The following is a 17,292-nucleotide window of genomic DNA, read 5'->3' on the forward strand; positions in this document are numbered from 1 at the left end:
TGGTGGCCCATCTGCAATGGGTCAAGTGACCCAGCTGTGGGATCTTTCCTAAAGCGCAAACACCATACGAGCGGCTCTGGCGTCTAGATGCCAGACGGGGAGGTATATCGGTGAGGAATATTCCGTGAGTAGAGCAGGGGAGCAAAACCATCCCCCCAGAAACGCAAAACGGCACCCGAAGGTGCCGTTTTGTTTACATCCGCCTAAGTGATCAACCCGCCATCACCGCATGCTGCACCAGGGTGAGCAACGGTTGTGGGTAGACACCCAGGAAGAACGCCAGCAGGGCGATTGCCAGCAGCATCACGCCGCCCGCTTTCTGTTCCCAGTGCAGCTCGGCGTCCACACGGCGCAGGTTTGGCTCGATCAGGTACAGGGTCACCATCACGCGCAGGTAGTAGAAGACGCCAATGGCGCTACCCAGTACCAGGGAAGCCACCAGCCACCATTCGTGGGCTTCAACACCGGTAGCCACAATGTAGAACTTGCCGATGAAGCCTGCGGTCAGCGGGATACCGGCCAGGGACAGCATCATCACGGTCAGCACGGCGGTCAGGTACGGACGGCGCCAGAACAGGCCGCGGTATTCGTACAAGGCGTCGGCGTCGCGGCCTTTGTAAGGCGAGGACATCAGCGTGATCACACCGAACGCACCCAGGCTTGTGATCACGTAGGTGACCAGGTACACGCCGATAGCTTCCATCGCCAGGCCTTTGCTCGCCACCAGGGCGATCAGCAGATAGCCGAAGTGGGCGATGGACGAATAACCCAGCAGACGCTTGAGGTTGTTCTGGGTCAGCGCCAGCAGGTTACCGAACAGGATCGAGGCGATGGCGATGATGGTCAGCACGTTGCTGAGTACACCGGTGTTGGCAGCAGGGGAGATCTGGAACAGACGCACCATCACGGCAAACACGGCCACTTTCGACGCGGTAGCCAGGAACGCGGCCACCGGCGCCGGGGCGCCTTCGTACACGTCCGGGGTCCACAGGTGGAACGGCACCAGCGACAACTTGAATGCCAGGCCGATCAGCATCATCGCCAGGCCCAACTGGGCCAGCGGTGCAGGGCTGTTGGTGGCTGCCAGGGCATGACCGATACCGCTGAAGCTCAGGCTCCCGGCTTCTGCGTAGAGCAGGGCCATACCGAACAACAGGAACGCGGAACCGGCGGCCGACAGCACCATGTACTTGATGCCGGCTTCCAGGGAGCGCTTGTTGAAGAAGGCATAAGCCACCAGGCCGTAGACCGGGATCGACAGCAGTTCCAGGCCGATGAACAAGCCGGCCAGGTGCTGCGCGCTGACCAGCACGATACCGCCGGTAGCTGCCAGCAGGATCAACAGGTACAGCTCTTCCTTGTTGCCCGGGTAACCGGTGCCGCCTTCGCCGAGGTAGGCGTGGGCGAGGGTGACGCAGGCGAGGGTGGCGACGAGGATCAACGCGATGTACAGCAGCGCGAAATCATCGACCATCAACAGCGGTGTGACCGCCAGCGGTGCGACCTTGAGTGCCGGGATAATCGACAGCAAGGCCAGGTTCAAACCTGCCACGGAAATCAGGAAGGTCTGTGAGTGGTTGCGGCGCCATGCGATCGCCAGCATCACCACCACAACGGTGAGGCTGGAGATCAGCAGCGGCGCAAGCGCGATAAAGTGTTGGATCGTGAATTCCATAGCGCTCTTACCGGGCCGAAGCGAGTTGAGTGAAGGCGGTGCTGAACCATTGCTGCACGCCATGCATCGTTGCGGCAGAAGTATCCAGGAACGGTTGCGGGTACACGCCGATGAAGATCAGCAATACCGCAAGGCCAAGCACCATGATCAGTTCGCGACCGTCCATGCCGTGCAGCACGGTGTCGGATTTGGCCGGACCGAAGTACGCACGGTGGATCATGATCAGCGAGTAGACCGAGCCGAACACCAGGCCGGAGGTCGCGATCGCACTGATCCACGGTGTATGCACGAAGGCACCCATCAGGATCAGGAACTCGCCGATGAAGTTACCGGTACCCGGCAAGCCCAGGGACGCGGCGGCGAAGAACAGGCTGATGGCCGGCAGGTAGGCGATACGCGACCACACGCCACCCATCTCACGCATGTCACGGGTGTGCAGGCGCTCGTACAGTTGGCCACTGAGGATAAACAGTGCGGCTGCCGACACACCGTGAGCCAGCATCTGGATCACTGCGCCTTGCAGCGCCAGTTGGCTACCGGAGTAGATGCCGATCAGTACGAAGCCCATGTGGGAAACGGACGAGAAGGCAATCAGACGCTTGATGTCGGTTTGCGCGAACGCCAGGAACGCACCGTAGAAGATCCCGATCAGACCGAGGGTCATGGCGATCGGTGCAAACTCGGCCGAGGCATTCGGGAACAGCGGCAGGGCGAAACGCAGCAGACCATACGCAGCGGTCTTCAGCAGGATACCCGCCAGGTCCACGGAACCTGCAGTCGGCGCCTGGGCGTGAGCGTCAGGCAGCCAGGAGTGGAACGGCACCACCGGCAGCTTCACCGCGAACGCGATGAAGAAGCCCAGCATCAGGATGTACTCGGTGGTCAGGGACATCTTGGTTTTCAACAGGTCGGCGTAGTTGAACGTAATCACGCCCGTGCTGTTGAAGTTGACCAGTACCAGACCCAGGATCGCCACCAACATGATCAGGCCGGAAGCCTGGGTGAAGATGAAGAACTTGGTCGCCGCGTAGATCCGGGTTTTCTTGCCGTCCGAAGAACTGTGACCCCAGAGCGCGATGAGGAAGTACATCGGCACCAGCATCATTTCCCAGAAGAAGAAGAACATGAACAGGTCCAGCGCAAGGAACACGCCGACAACGCCGCCCAAAATCCACATCAGGTTCAGGTGGAAGAAGCCCACGTGACGCTGAATCTCTTTCCAGGAGCAGAGTACCGAGAGGATACCCAGCAGGCCGGTCAGCAGGATCATCAACAGTGACAGGCCGTCGAGGGCCAGGTGCACGTTGATGCCGAAGCGCTGGATCCAGACGTGCTTGAATTCAAGCGCGAAAGTTGGATCGGCACCCGGTGCCGGAGCAAATGAATAGTCGCCATGGGCCCACAGCCAGAGGCCGAGTGCGAGTTCCAGGGACATGGTCAGCAACGCAATCCAGCGGGGCAGGGTAGCGCCGAAGCGCTCGCCCATCCAGCAGAGCAGGCCGCCGATAAAAGGGATCAGGATTAGCCAGGGCAGAATCATGACGGGCTCGTTTCCTTTCGCAAGTTCGCAAAGTTCGCAATGTACTTAGGCATGGTCAGACCGCTACCACGACGATGGCGCCGATCACCAGAACGGCACCGGCCGCCATAGAAGCTGCATACCAACGCAATTGGCCTGTCTCGCTGCGGCTCAGGGCGGTATGACCGGCCTTGGCAGCGCGCGGGATCAAACCGATGGTCTGGTCGAGCGGGTCTTTGCGCAGTACATGGCTGATGGCAAGGTAAGGCTTGACGAACAGTTTGTCGTAGATCCAGTCGAAGCCCCAGGCAGCGAACCACCAGGCCGAAAGGAAGCGGCCAATGCCACTGTTGGCAACGGCGGTGGCGAAGCGGCGCTTGCCGAGGAACAGCAGGGCCGCCAGCAGGATACCTGCGATGGCAATGGCACCCGAGGCGAGTTCCAGGCTGTGCTTGGCTTCGCCGCCGGCATGGCCGACGCTTTGTGGCAGTACACCGGCCAGCGGCGGGGTGATCATGGCACCGACGAAGGTCGACAGGATGATCAGCACCGACAGTGGCAACCAGTGGGAAATGCCATGGCCTGCGTGGGCTTCGGTCTTGGCTTCACCGTGGAACGTGATGAAGATCAGGCGGAAGGTGTACAGCGAGGTCATGAATGCACCCACCAGGCCTGCATACAGCAGACCCTGGTTACCGCTGGCAAAGGCTTCCCAGAGGATTTCGTCTTTGGAGTAGAAACCTGCGGTCACCAGTGGCAGGGCCGACAAGGCCGCACCACCGACGATGAAGCTGGCGTAGGCCAACGGCAGTTTCTTCCACAGGCCGCCCATCTTGAAGATGTTCTGCTCGTGGTGGCAGGCAACGATCACCGCACCGGACGCAAGGAACAGCAGGGCCTTGAAGAAGGCGTGGGTCATCAGGTGGAAGATCGCGCCGTCCCAGGCGCCGACGCCCAGGGCCAGGAACATGTAGCCGATCTGGCTCATGGTCGAATAGGCGAGGATCCGCTTGATGTCGGTCTGAACCAGGGCCGCGAAGCCCGCCAGTACCAGGGTCACGCCACCGACCAGACCGACGAGATGCAGAATCTCCGGTGCCAGGGTGAACAGGCCGTGGGTACGGGCGATCAGGTAGACACCGGCGGTTACCATGGTTGCGGCGTGGATCAGTGCCGAAACCGGGGTAGGGCCCGCCATCGCATCTGCCAGCCAGGTTTGCAGCGGCAGTTGTGCGGATTTACCGACAGCGCCACCCAGCAGCATCAGGGTCGCCAGGGTGATCCAGAAGTCACCGACCTGGAATTTCTGCGGTGCCAGCACCAGCAGTTCCTGGATGTTCAGCGTGCCCACTTGTTGGAACAGGATGAACAGGCCGATGGCCATGAACACGTCGCCGATACGGGTGACGATAAAGGCCTTGAGTGCCGCGTTACCGTTGTTGCGGTTGCTGTAGTAGAAACCGATCAACAGGTACGAGCACAGGCCCACGCCTTCCCAGCCGAAGTACAGGAACAACAGGTTATCGCCCAGTACCAGGAACAGCATGCTGGCGATAAACAGGTTGGTGTAAGCGAAGAAGCGCGAGTAACCGGCCTCACCGCGCATGTACCAGGACGCGAACAGGTGGATCAGGAAGCCAACACCCACCACCACGCCCAGCATGGTGATCGACAGGCCATCGACGTACAGGGCGAAGTTGGGCTTGAAGCCGTCCACCGACATCCATTGCCACAGCACCAGGGTGTAGTGACCACCTTCAGGCGGTGCGACGTTGAATTGCCAGATCACATAAGCCGCGACAATCGCCGACAAGCCGATGGAACCGACGCCGACCAGGGCCGAGAGGTTTTCCGACCAGCGTCCACGAGAGAACGACAGCAGCAGGAAACCGATCAGGGGAAACAGGAAAGTCAGAAAGATCATGTTCATCCGCGCATCTCACTGGCAGCGTCGATATCAAGCGTGTGGAAGCGACGATACAGTTGCAGCAGGATCGCCAGGCCAATGCTGGCCTCGGCGGCTGCCAGGCTGATCACCAGGATGAACATGACTTGTCCATCCGGCTGGCCCCAACGGCTACCCGCCACGATGAACGCGAGTGCGGCAGCGTTCATCATGATTTCCAGGCTCATCAACACAAACAGAATGTTACGGCGAACCATCAGGCCGACCAGGCCAAGGCAGAACAGGATGCCGGCAACCGCCAGACCATGCTCCAAAGGGATAGCAGGCATCGTCATTGCTCCTTGGCTTCGTTGCGGCCCAAGTGGAAGGCGGTGATGGCTGCAGCGAGCAGCAGCATCGAAGCCAGTTCGACCACCAGCAGGTACGGACCGAACAGGCTGATGCCCACGGCCTTGGCGTCTACGGTGGTGTGGCCGATGGCGTGGCCGCTCTGGTGAGCGAACAGCACATACAGCAGTTCAGCCAGCAGCAGGGCAGCCAGGATCACCGGACCGAGCCAGATGCCGGGCTTGAGCCAGACGCGTTCCTGGGCGACCGAAGCCGGCCCCAGGTTGAGCATCATCACCACGAACACGAACAGCACCATGATGGCGCCGGCGTAGGCGATCACTTCCAGGACACCGGCGAACGGTGCGCCGAGGCTGAAGAAGGTCATGGCCACGGCGATCAACGAAATGATCAGGTAGAGCAGGGCGTGCACGGGGTTCGTGTTGGTGATCACGCGAAGCGTGGACACCACTGCAATACCCGATGCGAAATAGAAAGCGAATTCCATCTTTCTTCCTTAAGGCAGCAAGCTCTTCACGTTGATCGGCTCGGCTTCGTTTTGCGCGGCGCCTTTTGGCTTACCGGCAATGGCCATACCTGCAACACGATAGAAGTTGTAATCAGGGTTTTTACCGGGACCAGAGATCAACAGATCTTCTTTCTCGTACACCAGGTCCTGACGTTTGAACTCGGCCATCTCGAAATCCGGTGTCAGCTGGATCGCGGTGGTCGGGCAGGCTTCCTCACAGAGGCCGCAGAAAATGCAGCGCGAGAAGTTGATGCGGAAGAAGTCCGGGTACCAGCGACCGTCTTCGGTTTCAGCTTTCTGCAGCGAGATGCAGCCTACCGGGCACGCCACGGCGCACAGGTTGCAGGCTACACAGCGCTCTTCGCCGTCGGGGTCGCGGGTCAGGACGATGCGGCCGCGATAACGCGGCGGCAAGTAGACCGCTTCTTCCGGGTATTGCAGGGTGTCGCGTTTACGAAAGCCGTGACCGAATATCATCACCAGGCTTCGCAACTGGGTACCGGTACCCTTAATGATGTCGCCAATATATTTGAACATGGGTCAAATCCTCACTGAACCGCGCCCGCTGGCGTGTTCAACAACACAACGGCAGCAGTCACCAGCAAATTGATCAGGGTCAGCGGCAGGCAGAATCTCCAGCTGAAATCCATCACCTGGTCATACCGTGGACGCGGGATAGAGGCGCGCAACAGGATGAACAACATGATGAAGAACGCGGTCTTCAGGAAGAACCAGAAGAAGGCCAACTGAGGCAGGATGCCGAACGGACCATGCCAGCCACCGAAGAACAGCGTGACCAGCAGGGCCGAGATCAAGATGATGCCGATGTACTCACCGACGAAGAACATGCCCCATTTCATGCCGGCGTATTCAATGTGGTAGCCGTCGGCCAGTTCCTGTTCCGCTTCCGGCTGGTCGAAGGGGTGACGGTGAGTCACGGCGACGCCTGCGATGAAGAAGGTACAGAAGCCAAAGAACTGCGGAATGATGAACCACAGGTTCTGCGCCTGGTACTCGACGATGTCGCGCATGTTGAACGAGCCAACCTGCACCACGATGCCCATCAGCGCCAGGCCCATGAACACTTCGTAGGACACGGTCTGGGCCGAGGCCCGCAAGCTGCCCAGCAGGGCGAACTTGTTGTTACTGGCCCAACCGGCGAACAGCACCGCGTAGACCGACAGACCGGCCATGGCGAAGAAGAACAGCAAGCCGATGTTCAGGTCCGCCACGCCCCAGGTCGGGGTGATCGGGATGACTGCGAAGGCAATCAGCAAGGCACTCATGGCCACGACCGGTGCCAGGGTGAAGATCACCTTGTCGGCAAACGGCGGAGTCCAGTCTTCCTTGAAGAACATTTTCAGCATGTCGGCGGCGATCTGGAACATGCCGAACGGGCCAACGCGGTTCGGACCATAACGGTCCTGCCACCAACCCAGCAGGCGACGTTCGACGAAGCTGAGCAGGGCGCCCGCCACGACCACGGCCAACAGGATCACGATGGCCTTGAGGACCGCGATGATCACGTCGATCACTTCAGGGGTGAACCAGGTCATTGCGCTGCCTCCTGCAGACCGTCAACGGTTTTGCCGAAAATGGCTGGAGGAATGCCCGCGATACCTGCTGGCAATGCAACCAGGCCTACACCCAGCTCTTCATTGATACGCAGTGGCAGGCGCAGGGTCTGGCCGGCTACGTTCAGGCTGAGCAGGGCACCGTCGTTGACGCCCAGGCGATCGGCTTCGGACTTGGCCAGGGATACATAGGCAGCTGGAATGCGCTCTTGAACCGGGGCGGCTTTGGAAGAGGTCTCTTCGCTGCCGAACAGGTGGAAGAACGGCACAACCTGCCAGGTACCCGGGGCCGGGTTGAACGGACGCGGCACAGCGGCGAACCAGTTCAGCGTGTCACCCTGGCTTTCGATCAGGCGGGTGCCCGGGTCGCCAGCTCGGATATGACCACCGACTTCGTCCTGGAACTTGTTCCAGGCTTGCGGCGAGTTCCAGCCCGGCGACCAGGCGAAAGGCACCTGCTGACGTGGCTCGACCGAACCCGAGTAACCTTCCATGGAGAAGGCAAACGCGGTGTCGTTGTCTTGTGGCGTACGCGGTTCGTGCACGCTGATGTCTGCGCGCATGGCGGTACGGCCGGAGTAACGCAACGGTTCGCGGGCCAGTTTCATGCCCTTGATGCGGAACGCGGCGGACGGTGCTGCGTCGACAATCCGGGCAAGCTGCGGTGCACTTGCGGCGACGGCTGCGGTCACGTGGTCGAGCTGGGTCCAGTCGATCGGCTGGTTCAGCAGGGTCACGCGCAGGGCATGCAGCCAGCGCCAGCCTTCGTGAACCAGGATGCTGGCGTCCATGTACTTCGGATCGAAGACCTGGAAGAAGCGCTGGGCGCGGCCTTCCTGGCTGACCAAAGTGCCGTCGCCTTCGGCAAAGCTCGCCGCAGGCAGGACCAGATCAGCACGGTCGCTGGTGGCGGTTTTCTGGTGGTCGGCAACGATCAGCACTTTGGCTGCGTTCAGCGCTGCGTCGACCTTGGCCGAATCAGTACGGGTGTACAGGTCGTTTTCCAGTACCACGATGGCATCGCTACTGCCATCGATCACGGCTTGCAACGCAGCATCAAGCGAGTCGCCACCGAGCATGGCCAGGCCGAGGCTGTTGGCTTCCGGCACGATCAGGCTGATGGAGCCGTTCTTCTCGCGCAGTTTCAAAGCTTTGGCGATGTTGGCAGCGGCTTCGATCAGTGCCTTGGAACCCAGAGAGGTACCGGCGATGATCAGTGGACGCTTGGCTGCCAGCAGGGCGTCGGCGATGCGCTTGGCCAGTTCAATGGCTTCAGCGTCCAGGCCTTCAACGGCAGGCGCGCTGGCGTCGAGGGCGTGGGCCACGGCGAAACCGATGCGAGCCAGGTCGTCGGGCGCTGCGTGTACGCATTCTTCAGCGATGTCGTCGAGCTTGGTTTCAGCCAGGCTGGCGATAAACAGCGGGTTCAGCGCGTGCTGGCCGATGTTTTTCACCGCAGCGTCGAGCCACGGCTGGACGCGCATGGCGTCGGCCATGTCTTCGGCCTTGCCCTTGACCGACTGGCGCAGGGCCAGGGCCATGCGAGCGGCGGTCTGGGTCAGGTCTTCACCGAGGACGAAGATCGCGTCGTGGTCTTCGATGTCGCGCATGTTCGGAACCGGCAGCGGGCTGTCGTTCAGCACTTGCAGGACCAGACGGATGCGCTCCAGCTCGGAGGCTTCAATACCGGAGTAGAAGTGCTCGGCGCCGACCAGTTCGCGCAACGCGTAGTTGCTTTCGAGGCTGGCACGGGGCGAACCGATACCGACGATATTGCGACCACGCAGCAGGTCAGCGGCTTTATCCAGTGCTTCGTCCAGGCTCAGCTTGGCGCCATCGGCCAGCAGCGGCTGGCGAGGGCGGTCTTCACGGTTGACGTAGCCATAGCCGAAACGGCCACGGTCGCACAGGAAGTACTGGTTGACCGAACCGTTGAAGCGGTTTTCGATCCGACGCAGTTCGCCGTAGCGTTCGCCCGGGGAGATGTTGCAACCGCTGGAGCAGCCATGGCAGATGCTCGGCGAGAACTGCATGTCCCACTTACGGTTGTAGCGCTCGGAGTGAGTCTTGTCGGTGAACACACCGGTCGGGCAGACCTCGGTGAGGTTGCCGGAGAACTCGCTTTCCAGGGTGCCGTCTTCAACGCGACCGAAGTACACGTTGTCGTGGGCGCCGAATACACCGAGGTCGGTGCCGCCGGCGTAGTCTTTATAGAAGCGCACGCAGCGGTAGCAAGCGATGCAGCGGTTCATTTCGTGGGAAATGAACGGGCCCAGTTGCTGGTTCTGGTGGGTACGCTTGGTGAAGCGATAACGGCGCTCGTTGTGGCCGGTCATCACTGTCATGTCTTGCAGGTGGCAGTGACCGCCTTCCTCACAGACCGGGCAGTCGTGGGGGTGGTTGGTCATCAGCCATTCGACGACGCTGGCGCGAAACACTTTCGCTTCTTCGTCTTCGATGGAGATCCAGCTGCCGTCGGTGGCGGGCGTCATGCAGGACATGACGATACGACCACGGGTGTCGTTCTCGTCGGTGTACTGCTTGACCGCGCACTGGCGGCAAGCGCCAACGCTGCCAAGGGCGGGGTGCCAGCAGAAATAAGGGATGTCGAGGCCTAGCGACAGACACGCCTGTAACAGGTTGTCTGCCCCATCGACTTCGAGCTCTTTGCCGTCTACGTGGATAGTGGCCATGGTTCAAAGTTCTTCGTTGGCCCGGTGTCAGCGGGCGTGGCTAATGGAATCTTGTTATGGGTGTGAATCAACACAGCCGTTAAGGCGTCATCACACACGAAGACGAAGGGCACGGACCCTTCGCCTTTTTAAGCGTTACGCGCCGACTACGATCGGCCTTGCCAGAGGCGGCACGGCGGCGCTGGTAGGCGCGATGCCGGCTTCGAACTCCGAGCGGAAGTATTTGATTGCGCTGCCCAATGGCTCCACGGCGCCCGGTGCGTGAGCACAGAAGGTCTTGCCTGGGCCGAGGAAACCGACCAGACCCAGCAGGGTCTCGATATCACCGGCCTGGCCTTCACCGTTCTCGATGGCGCGCAGAAGCTTGACGCTCCAGGGCAGGCCGTCACGGCAAGGGGTGCAGAAGCCGCAGGATTCGCGGGAGAAGAACTCTTCCATGTTGCGCAGCAACGACACCATGTTGACGGTGTTGTCTACAGCCATGGCCAGGCCGGTACCCATACGGGTGCCCACTTTGGCGATGCCACCGGCATACATTTGTGCGTCCAGGTGCTCGGGCAACAGGAAGCCGGTACCGGCGCCGCCAGGCTGCCAGGCCTTGAGGGTGTAACCGTCGCGCATGCCGCCGGCGTAGTCTTCGAACAGCTCGCGACCGGTGACGCCGAATGGCAGTTCCCACAGGCCCGGGTTCTTGACCTTGCCGGAGAAGCCCATGAGCTTGGTGCCCATGTCTTCGCTGCCTTCGCGGGCCAACGATTTGTACCAGTCCACGCCGTCGGCAATGATCGCCGGCACGTTGCACAGGGTTTCAACGTTGTTCACACAAGTCGGCTTGCCCCACACGCCCACGGCGGCAGGGAAGGGAGGCTTGGAGCGCGGGTTGGCGCGGCGGCCTTCGAGGGAGTTGATCAGTGCGGTTTCTTCACCGCAGATATAACGCCCGGCGCCGGTGTGCACGAACAGCTCGAAATCGAAGCCGCTGCCCAGGATATTTTTACCCAGCAGGCCAGCGGCCTTGGCTTCTTCCACGGCACGGTTGAGGTGCTTGGCGGCGGTGGTGTATTCACCCCGCAGGAAGATGTAGCCCCGGTAGGTTTTCAGCGCGCGAGCACTGATCAGCATGCCTTCGATCAGCAGATGGGGCAGTTGCTCCATCAGCATGCGGTCTTTCCAGGTGTTGGGCTCCATTTCATCCGCGTTGCACAGCAGGTAGCGGATGTTGATGGACTCGTCCTTGGGCATCAGGCCCCACTTCACACCCGTGGGGAAGCCTGCACCGCCACGGCCTTTAAGGCCTGCGTCTTTCACGGTCTGGACGATGTCGTCCTGGGCCATGTCGGCAAAGGCTTTACGGGCGGCAGCGTAGCCGTTCTTGGCCTGGTACTCGTCGAGCCATACGGCTTCGCCGTCGTCACGCAGGCGCCAGGTCAGCGGGTGAGTCTCGGCCGACCGCTTGATGCGGTTGGCAGGACCGAAGGAAGTCAGGGTCATGGGTAGCCCTCGAGCAATTGGGTGACGCCAGCAGGCTGCACGTCGCCGAATGTGTCGTCGTCGATCATCAACGCCGGCGCCTTGTCACAGTTGCCCAGGCAGCACACCGGCAGCAGCGTGAAGCGCCCGTCCGGAGTGGTCTGGCCCAGGCCGATGCCCAGCTTGCTCTGGATTTCGCTGACCACGGATTCGTGGCCGCCGATGTAGCAGACCATGCTGTCGCATACGCGAATGATGTGGCGGCCCACCGGCTGGCGGAAGATCTGGCTGTAGAACGTCGCCACGCCTTCAACGTCGCTGGCGGGGATGCCCAGCAGTTCGCCGATGGCGTAGAGGGCGCCGTCCGGCACCCAGCCACGTTCCTTCTGGACGATCTTCAAGGCTTCGATCGACGCCGCGCGCGGGTCTTCGTAGTGATGCAGCTCGTGCTCGATGGCCGAGCGCTCGGTTTCACTCAAGGTGAAACGGTCTGTCTGGATAAGCGTGCTGTTCATGCTTAGCGGTCCACGTCGGCCATAACGAAATCGATACTACCCAGGTACGCAATCAAGTCCGCGACCATTTCACCTTTGATCACCGAAGGGATCTGCTGCAGGTGCGGGAAGCTTGGGGTACGAATCCGGGTGCGGTAGCTCATGGTGCCGCCATCGCTCGTCAGGTAATAACTGTTGATGCCCTTGGTCGCTTCAATCATCTGGAAGGACTCGTTGGCCGGCATCACCGGGCCCCACGAAACTTGCAGGAAGTGCGTGATCAAGGTCTCGATGTGCTGCAGCGTGCGTTCTTTCGGCGGCGGCGTGGTCAGCGGGTGATCCGCCTTGTACGGGCCAGCCGGCATGTTGCGCATGCACTGCTCGATGATTTTCAGGCTCTGGCGCATTTCTTCGACGCGCACGATGCAACGGTCGTAGGCATCGCCGTTGGCCGCCAGCGGAACTTCAAATTCGAAGTTCTCGTAGCCGGAGTACGGACGCGCCTTGCGCAGGTCGAAATCGCAACCGGTGGAACGCAGGCCAGCACCGGTGACGCCCCATTCCAGGGCCTCTTTGGTGTTGTAGGCAGCGACGCCGATGGTCCGGCCCTTGAGGATGCTGTTGTCCAGGGCGGCTTTCTGGTACTCGTCCAGACGCTTGGGCATCCAGTCGATGAATTCCTTGACCAGACGCTCCCAGCCGTTCGGCAGGTCGTGTGCGACGCCGCCGATGCGGTACCAGGCCGGGTGCAGACGGAAACCGGTGATGGCTTCGATGACCTTGTAGGCGCGCTGACGGTCGGTGAAGGTGAAGAACACCGGAGTCATGGCGCCGACGTCCTGGATATAGGTACCCAGGAACAGCAGGTGGCTGGTGATCCGGAAGAACTCGGCCATCATGATGCGGATGGTGTCGACCCGGTCCGGAACCTTGATGCCTGCCAGCTTCTCGACCGAGAGCACGTACGGCAGGTTGTTCATCACGCCGCCGAGGTAGTCGATACGGTCGGTGTACGGGATGAAGCTGTGCCAGGACTGACGCTCGGCCATCTTCTCGGCGCCACGGTGGTGGTAACCGACGTCAGGCACGCAGTCGACGATTTCTTCGCCGTCCAGTTGCAGGATGATGCGGAAGGCACCGTGGGCCGAAGGGTGGTTCGGGCCCAAATTGAGGAACATGTAGTCCTCGTTGGTGCCGGAGCGTTTCATGCCCCAGTCTTCTGGACGGAAGCGTGCGGCTTCCTCTTCAAGCTGCTGCTTGGCGAGGGTCAGGCTGAACGGGTCGAATTCGGTGGCGCGGGCAGGGAAGTCCTTGCGCAGCGGGTGACCTTCCCAGGTCGGCGGCATCATGATGCGCGACAGGTGCGGGTGGCCCGGGAAATCGATGCCGAACATGTCCCACACTTCACGCTCGTACCAGTTGGCGTTTGGCCAGATACCGGTCACGGTCGGAATGCTCAGATCGCTCTCGGACAGGGCAACCTTGATCATCACGTCGCTGTTACGTTCCAGCGACATCAGGTGGTAGAACACGGTGAAGTCGGCGCCGCTCGGCAAGCCCTGGCGCTTGGTGCGCAGGCGTTCGTCCACGCCATGCAGGTCATAGAGCATGACGTACGGCTTGGGCAGGTTGCGCAGGAAGCTCAGGACTTCGACGAGCTTGGCACGCGCCACCCACAGCACCGGCATACCGGTGCGTGTGGCCTGGGCGGTGAAGGCGTCAGGGCCAAAACGGTTATTGAGTTCGACGACCACATCCTGGTCGTCTGCCTTATAAGGCGGGATGTACAGAGCGCTGCCTGTAGTCATGGTTTTTTTATCGCTTTCGGTCAACGTAAAGAATGAAGCCAGGTTTTCGTTCTATAGAAGAAGCGGTCTGGATCAGACTTCGTCGGGGCTGCGCAGGTTAGTGACCTGAATACGCTGTTCGCGGCGCTGTTCCTTTTGTGACGGCATCTCGGCGCGGTATACGCCTTGATCTCCGACAACCCAGGAAAGTGGGCGACGCTCCTTGCCAATCGATTCTTGCAACAGCATCAAGCCTTGCAGGAATGCTTCAGGGCGGGGCGGGCAGCCAGGCACGTAGACGTCCACGGGCAGAAACTTGTCCACCCCTTGAACCACGGAGTAGATGTCGTACATGCCACCGGAGTTGGCGCACGAACCCATGGAGATAACCCACTTTGGCTCGAGCATTTGCTCGTAGAGACGCTGAATGATCGGCGCCATCTTGATAAAGCAGGTTCCGGCGATAACCATGAAGTCCGCCTGACGCGGCGATGCCCGGATAACTTCGGCGCCAAAGCGCGCGATGTCGTGGGGCGCCGTGAAGGCGGTGGTCATTTCCACGTAGCAGCAGGACAGACCGAAGTTGTACGGCCACAGGGAGTTCTTACGTCCCCAGTTGACCGCGCCATTCAGCACGTCTTCCAGCTTGCCCATGTAGATGTTTTTGTGGACTTGGTCTTCTAACGGATCGGAAACGGTTTCCCGTTCGCCGATGGGGTACTGCTCGTTAGGAGCATCCGGGTCGATCCTGGTGAGATTGTATTGCATCGCCAAAGCCTCATTGTTTCAGCTTCGCTTGCCGCTTGCGACGAGCTTCCGGAGCCCAATCAAGGGCGCCCACTCGAAATAGGTAGACAAGGCCTGCCAACAGAATTGCTATGAAAACGAGAGCTTCGACGAATCCGGTCCAGCCGCTTTCGCGAACAGACACAGACCAGGCAAAGAGAAAGAGGGCTTCGATATCGAAGATCACGAAGAGCATCGCGACCAGATAGAATTTGGCTGAGAGCCGCAAGCGGGCGCCACCTGTAGGTAGCATGCCGGACTCGAACGGTTCGTTTTTGCTGCGACCCCAGGCTTTTGACCCCAGGAGGCTGGATACGCCGAGCATGAAGGCGCAAAGGCCAACAACACCCAGAAGGAAAATGGCAAAGCCCCAGTTGTGGGCCATGAGTCCTGTCGCTTCGGGCATGCTGAAAATCCTTAACAGAGAGCAAGGGTCTCTGAGCTTGAAAAAGTAACGATGCAGTGACGATATGTCGCAGCGCAATCAATCGCGGTGATTTTATGGCTAAACACCGGGCAAGTAAAATTCCTGTGGCGAAATTATTCGGTGGAATAAGGACATAGTGCACCTTTGTAAGGCTGCAGCCCATGCTGCGCGGGCATTAGCCGGGTTTTTGTGAATTATGTTTTGTTTAACCTGTAACGAAGTTTTTGCGCTCTAAATGATAATGAATATTGTTTGGGTGGGTTTTAAACGGGTGTTTGGCATGTAACGGGGGAAGTTGTTGTTACTTGCCCGTTCGGCGCAAGTTGGTAAAGCGGATCTTTTAACTGAATTTGGCGATGCAAATACCGCACTGGATCAATGTTTTGCGCAAATCCTCGAGGTTGGTGCCATTCCCCTTGTGGGAGCGAGCAAGCCCCACATTTGAACTGCGGTGTTTTCAGATGCAAAAAAACGCCCCGAACCAGTCGGGGCGTCAGATCGTGCGGCACTGCGGTTAGCTTTTTAACGGATCCGCAATGGCCGTGTACTCAAGTCACTCAGTGGAACTGTTCTTCTTCGGTCGAACCGGTCAGCGCGGTCACGGACGAGGAGCCGCCCTGGATCACGGTGGTCATGTCGTCGAAGTAGCCAGTGCCCACTTCCTGCTGGTGAGCCACGAAGGTGTAACCCTTGGAGGCGTCAGCGAATTCCTGCTCTTGCAGCTTCACGTAGGCAGTCATGTCGTTGCGGGCGTAGTCGTGCGCCAGGTTGAACATGCTGTGCCACATGTTGTGAATGCCGGCCAGGGTAATGAACTGGTGCTTGTAGCCCATGGCGGACAGCTCGCGCTGGAACTTGGCGATGGTCGCGTCGTCCAGGTTCTTCTTCCAGTTGAAAGAAGGCGAGCAGTTGTAGGACAGCAGTTGGTCCGGGTATTCCTTTTTGATCGCTTCAGCGAAACGACGGGCTTCGTCCAGGTCTGGCTTGGCGGTTTCGCACCAGATCAGGTCGGCGTACGGTGCGTAGGCCAGGCCGCGAGCGATAGCCTGGTCGAGACCGGCGCGCACTTTATAGAAGCCTTCCTGGGTACGTTCGCCAGTCACGAATGGCTGGTCGTACGGGTCGCAGTCCGAAGTCAGCAAGTCAGCTGCGTTGGCGTCGGTACGGGCCAGGATGATGGTCGGGGTGCCGGCCACGTCAGCTGCCAGGCGGGCAGCGGTCAGCTTCTGTACGGCTTCCTGGGTTGGAACCAGTACCTTGCCGCCCATGTGGCCGCATTTTTTCACGGAAGCCAGTTGGTCTTCGAAGTGAACGCCGGCAGCGCCTGCCTCGATCATGCTTTTCATCAGCTCGTAGGCGTTCAGTACGCCGCCGAAACCGGCTTCGGCGTCAGCCACGATTGGCGCGAAGTAGTCGATGTAGCCTTCGTCGCCCGGACCTTTACCGGCCTTCCACTGGATCTGGTCGGCGCGACGGAACGAGTTGTTGATGCGCTTGACCACGGTTGGTACGGAGTCCACCGGGTACAGCGACTGGTCCGGGTACATCGATTCGGCGGAGTTGTTGTCCGCAGCCACTTGCCAGCCCGACAGGTAGATCGCCTGGATACCGGCCTTGACTTGTTGCACAGCCTGGCCGCCGGTCAGGGCGCCCATGCAGTTGACGAAATCTTTATCGGGACGGAAGGATGGCTTGGCACCCTGGGTCACCAGGTTCCACAGCTTCTCGGCGCCCAGTTTTGCAAAGGTGTGCTCAGGTTGAACCGAGCCACGCAGGCGGACGACGTCAGCAGCGGAGTAAGCGCGGGTCACGCCTTTCCAGCGTGGGTTTTCAGCCCAGTCTTTTTCAAGGGCTGCAATTTGCTGTTCGCGTGTCAGTGCCATGGGGAAAAACCTCGTCGCGTCTTTTGTGGAAAAACTACTGGGTTGAAAATTCCGTTTGCCAGCCACGTATGCGGTGCGTGGGAATGGCGGCTCGCTGACCAGAAGCTTAGGCGGTCAGGTCAGGTTCGACGGGGAAGGCGACGGGATGAACGATAGGCTCAAGAGGGGAAGACGAGCGAGGTAAGGGCGAGCTGCGGACAGTCTTCGGGCATCGTGGGCCTT

General features: G+C 60.1%; 14 protein-coding genes. All 14 read right to left on the reverse strand.

From position 1 onward, the window contains the following. Positions 1-211: 211 nt before the first annotated feature. Entirely contained in the window at positions 212-1,675 is a 1,464-nt protein-coding gene (nuoN, locus tag HKK55_RS07775) for an NADH-quinone oxidoreductase subunit NuoN (RefSeq protein WP_169354115.1), read from the reverse strand. Positions 1,676-1,682: 7 nt separating this feature from the next. Further along, positions 1,683-3,215: an NADH-quinone oxidoreductase subunit M gene (gene nuoM / locus HKK55_RS07780; RefSeq protein ID WP_169354116.1), complete on the reverse strand. Its 1,533-nt coding sequence runs from the start codon at positions 3,213-3,215 to the stop codon at positions 1,683-1,685. A gap of 55 nt (positions 3,216-3,270) precedes the next feature. Then, positions 3,271-5,124 carry an NADH-quinone oxidoreductase subunit L gene (gene nuoL, locus HKK55_RS07785; protein WP_169354117.1) on the reverse strand — a complete coding sequence of 618 codons (1,854 nt, stop codon included), beginning with the start codon at positions 5,122-5,124 and terminating at the stop codon, positions 3,271-3,273. Next, positions 5,121-5,429, reverse strand: coding sequence for an NADH-quinone oxidoreductase subunit NuoK (gene nuoK, locus HKK55_RS07790; RefSeq protein ID WP_003219560.1), 309 nt, complete (start codon positions 5,427-5,429; stop codon positions 5,121-5,123). Before nuoK ends, nuoL begins: the two co-directional genes overlap by 4 nt. Before the next feature lie 2 nt (positions 5,430-5,431). After that, entirely contained in the window at positions 5,432-5,935 is a 504-nt protein-coding gene (gene nuoJ / locus HKK55_RS07795) for an NADH-quinone oxidoreductase subunit J (RefSeq protein ID WP_155583986.1), read from the reverse strand. A 9-nt stretch (positions 5,936-5,944) separates the two neighbouring features. Next, a complete protein-coding gene (nuoI, locus tag HKK55_RS07800; protein ID WP_169354118.1) occupies positions 5,945-6,493 on the reverse strand; it encodes an NADH-quinone oxidoreductase subunit NuoI in 549 nt (182 codons plus the stop codon). An 11-nt stretch (positions 6,494-6,504) separates the two neighbouring features. Continuing rightward, positions 6,505-7,512: an NADH-quinone oxidoreductase subunit NuoH gene (gene nuoH / locus HKK55_RS07805; RefSeq protein ID WP_084378060.1), complete on the reverse strand. Its 1,008-nt coding sequence runs from the start codon at positions 7,510-7,512 to the stop codon at positions 6,505-6,507. After that, positions 7,509-10,223 (reverse strand): NADH-quinone oxidoreductase subunit NuoG, encoded by a 2,715-nt coding sequence (gene nuoG, locus HKK55_RS07810; RefSeq protein WP_169354119.1) that lies wholly within the window; start codon positions 10,221-10,223, stop codon positions 7,509-7,511. The genes nuoH and nuoG overlap by 4 nt, the downstream gene beginning before the upstream one ends. A gap of 135 nt (positions 10,224-10,358) precedes the next feature. After that, on the reverse strand, positions 10,359-11,714 hold the full coding sequence (nuoF, locus tag HKK55_RS07815; protein ID WP_169354120.1) for an NADH-quinone oxidoreductase subunit NuoF: 1,356 nt from the start codon (positions 11,712-11,714) through the stop codon (positions 10,359-10,361). After that, positions 11,711-12,208 (reverse strand): NADH-quinone oxidoreductase subunit NuoE, encoded by a 498-nt coding sequence (gene nuoE / locus HKK55_RS07820; protein WP_078743303.1) that lies wholly within the window; start codon positions 12,206-12,208, stop codon positions 11,711-11,713. The genes nuoF and nuoE overlap by 4 nt, the downstream gene beginning before the upstream one ends. A 2-nt stretch (positions 12,209-12,210) precedes the next feature. Beyond that, entirely contained in the window at positions 12,211-13,995 is a 1,785-nt protein-coding gene (gene nuoC / locus HKK55_RS07825; protein WP_169354121.1) for an NADH-quinone oxidoreductase subunit C/D, read from the reverse strand. A gap of 72 nt (positions 13,996-14,067) precedes the next feature. Beyond that, a complete protein-coding gene (locus HKK55_RS07830) occupies positions 14,068-14,742 on the reverse strand; it encodes an NADH-quinone oxidoreductase subunit B family protein (RefSeq protein ID WP_020296745.1) in 675 nt (224 codons plus the stop codon). A 10-nt stretch (positions 14,743-14,752) separates the two neighbouring features. Continuing rightward, a complete protein-coding gene (locus tag HKK55_RS07835; RefSeq protein WP_003223812.1) occupies positions 14,753-15,166 on the reverse strand; it encodes an NADH-quinone oxidoreductase subunit A in 414 nt (137 codons plus the stop codon). Between the two features lie 578 nt (positions 15,167-15,744). Continuing rightward, a complete protein-coding gene (aceA, locus tag HKK55_RS07840; protein ID WP_033057066.1) occupies positions 15,745-17,070 on the reverse strand; it encodes an isocitrate lyase in 1,326 nt (441 codons plus the stop codon). Positions 17,071-17,292: the final 222 nt, after the last annotated feature.

This window comes from Pseudomonas sp. ADAK18, from assembly GCF_012935695.1.
Classification (GTDB): domain Bacteria; phylum Pseudomonadota; class Gammaproteobacteria; order Pseudomonadales; family Pseudomonadaceae; genus Aquipseudomonas.

Excerpts from the sequence above, each read along its gene's own strand:
- aceA (WP_033057066.1), bottom strand. The coding sequence starts at position 17,070 with ATGGCACTGACACGCGAACAGCAAATTGCAGCCCTTGAAAAAGACTGG.
- nuoK (WP_003219560.1), bottom strand. The coding sequence starts at position 5,429 with ATGCCTGCTATCCCTTTGGAGCATGGTCTGGCGGTTGCCGGCATCCTG.
- nuoJ (WP_155583986.1), bottom strand. The coding sequence starts at position 5,935 with ATGGAATTCGCTTTCTATTTCGCATCGGGTATTGCAGTGGTGTCCACG.
- nuoC (WP_169354121.1), bottom strand. The coding sequence starts at position 13,995 with ATGACTACAGGCAGCGCTCTGTACATCCCGCCTTATAAGGCAGACGAC.
- nuoG (WP_169354119.1), bottom strand. The coding sequence starts at position 10,223 with ATGGCCACTATCCACGTAGACGGCAAAGAGCTCGAAGTCGATGGGGCA.
- nuoH (WP_084378060.1), bottom strand. The coding sequence starts at position 7,512 with ATGACCTGGTTCACCCCTGAAGTGATCGACGTGATCATCGCGGTCCTC.
- HKK55_RS07835 (WP_003223812.1), bottom strand. The coding sequence starts at position 15,166 with ATGCCCGAAGCGACAGGACTCATGGCCCACAACTGGGGCTTTGCCATT.
- nuoN (WP_169354115.1), bottom strand. The coding sequence starts at position 1,675 with ATGGAATTCACGATCCAACACTTTATCGCGCTTGCGCCGCTGCTGATC.
- nuoL (WP_169354117.1), bottom strand. The coding sequence starts at position 5,124 with ATGAACATGATCTTTCTGACTTTCCTGTTTCCCCTGATCGGTTTCCTG.
- nuoI (WP_169354118.1), bottom strand. The coding sequence starts at position 6,493 with ATGTTCAAATATATTGGCGACATCATTAAGGGTACCGGTACCCAGTTG.
- HKK55_RS07830 (WP_020296745.1), bottom strand. The coding sequence starts at position 14,742 with ATGCAATACAATCTCACCAGGATCGACCCGGATGCTCCTAACGAGCAG.
- nuoF (WP_169354120.1), bottom strand. The coding sequence starts at position 11,714 with ATGACCCTGACTTCCTTCGGTCCTGCCAACCGCATCAAGCGGTCGGCC.
- nuoE (WP_078743303.1), bottom strand. The coding sequence starts at position 12,208 with ATGAACAGCACGCTTATCCAGACAGACCGTTTCACCTTGAGTGAAACC.
- nuoM (WP_169354116.1), bottom strand. The coding sequence starts at position 3,215 with ATGATTCTGCCCTGGCTAATCCTGATCCCTTTTATCGGCGGCCTGCTC.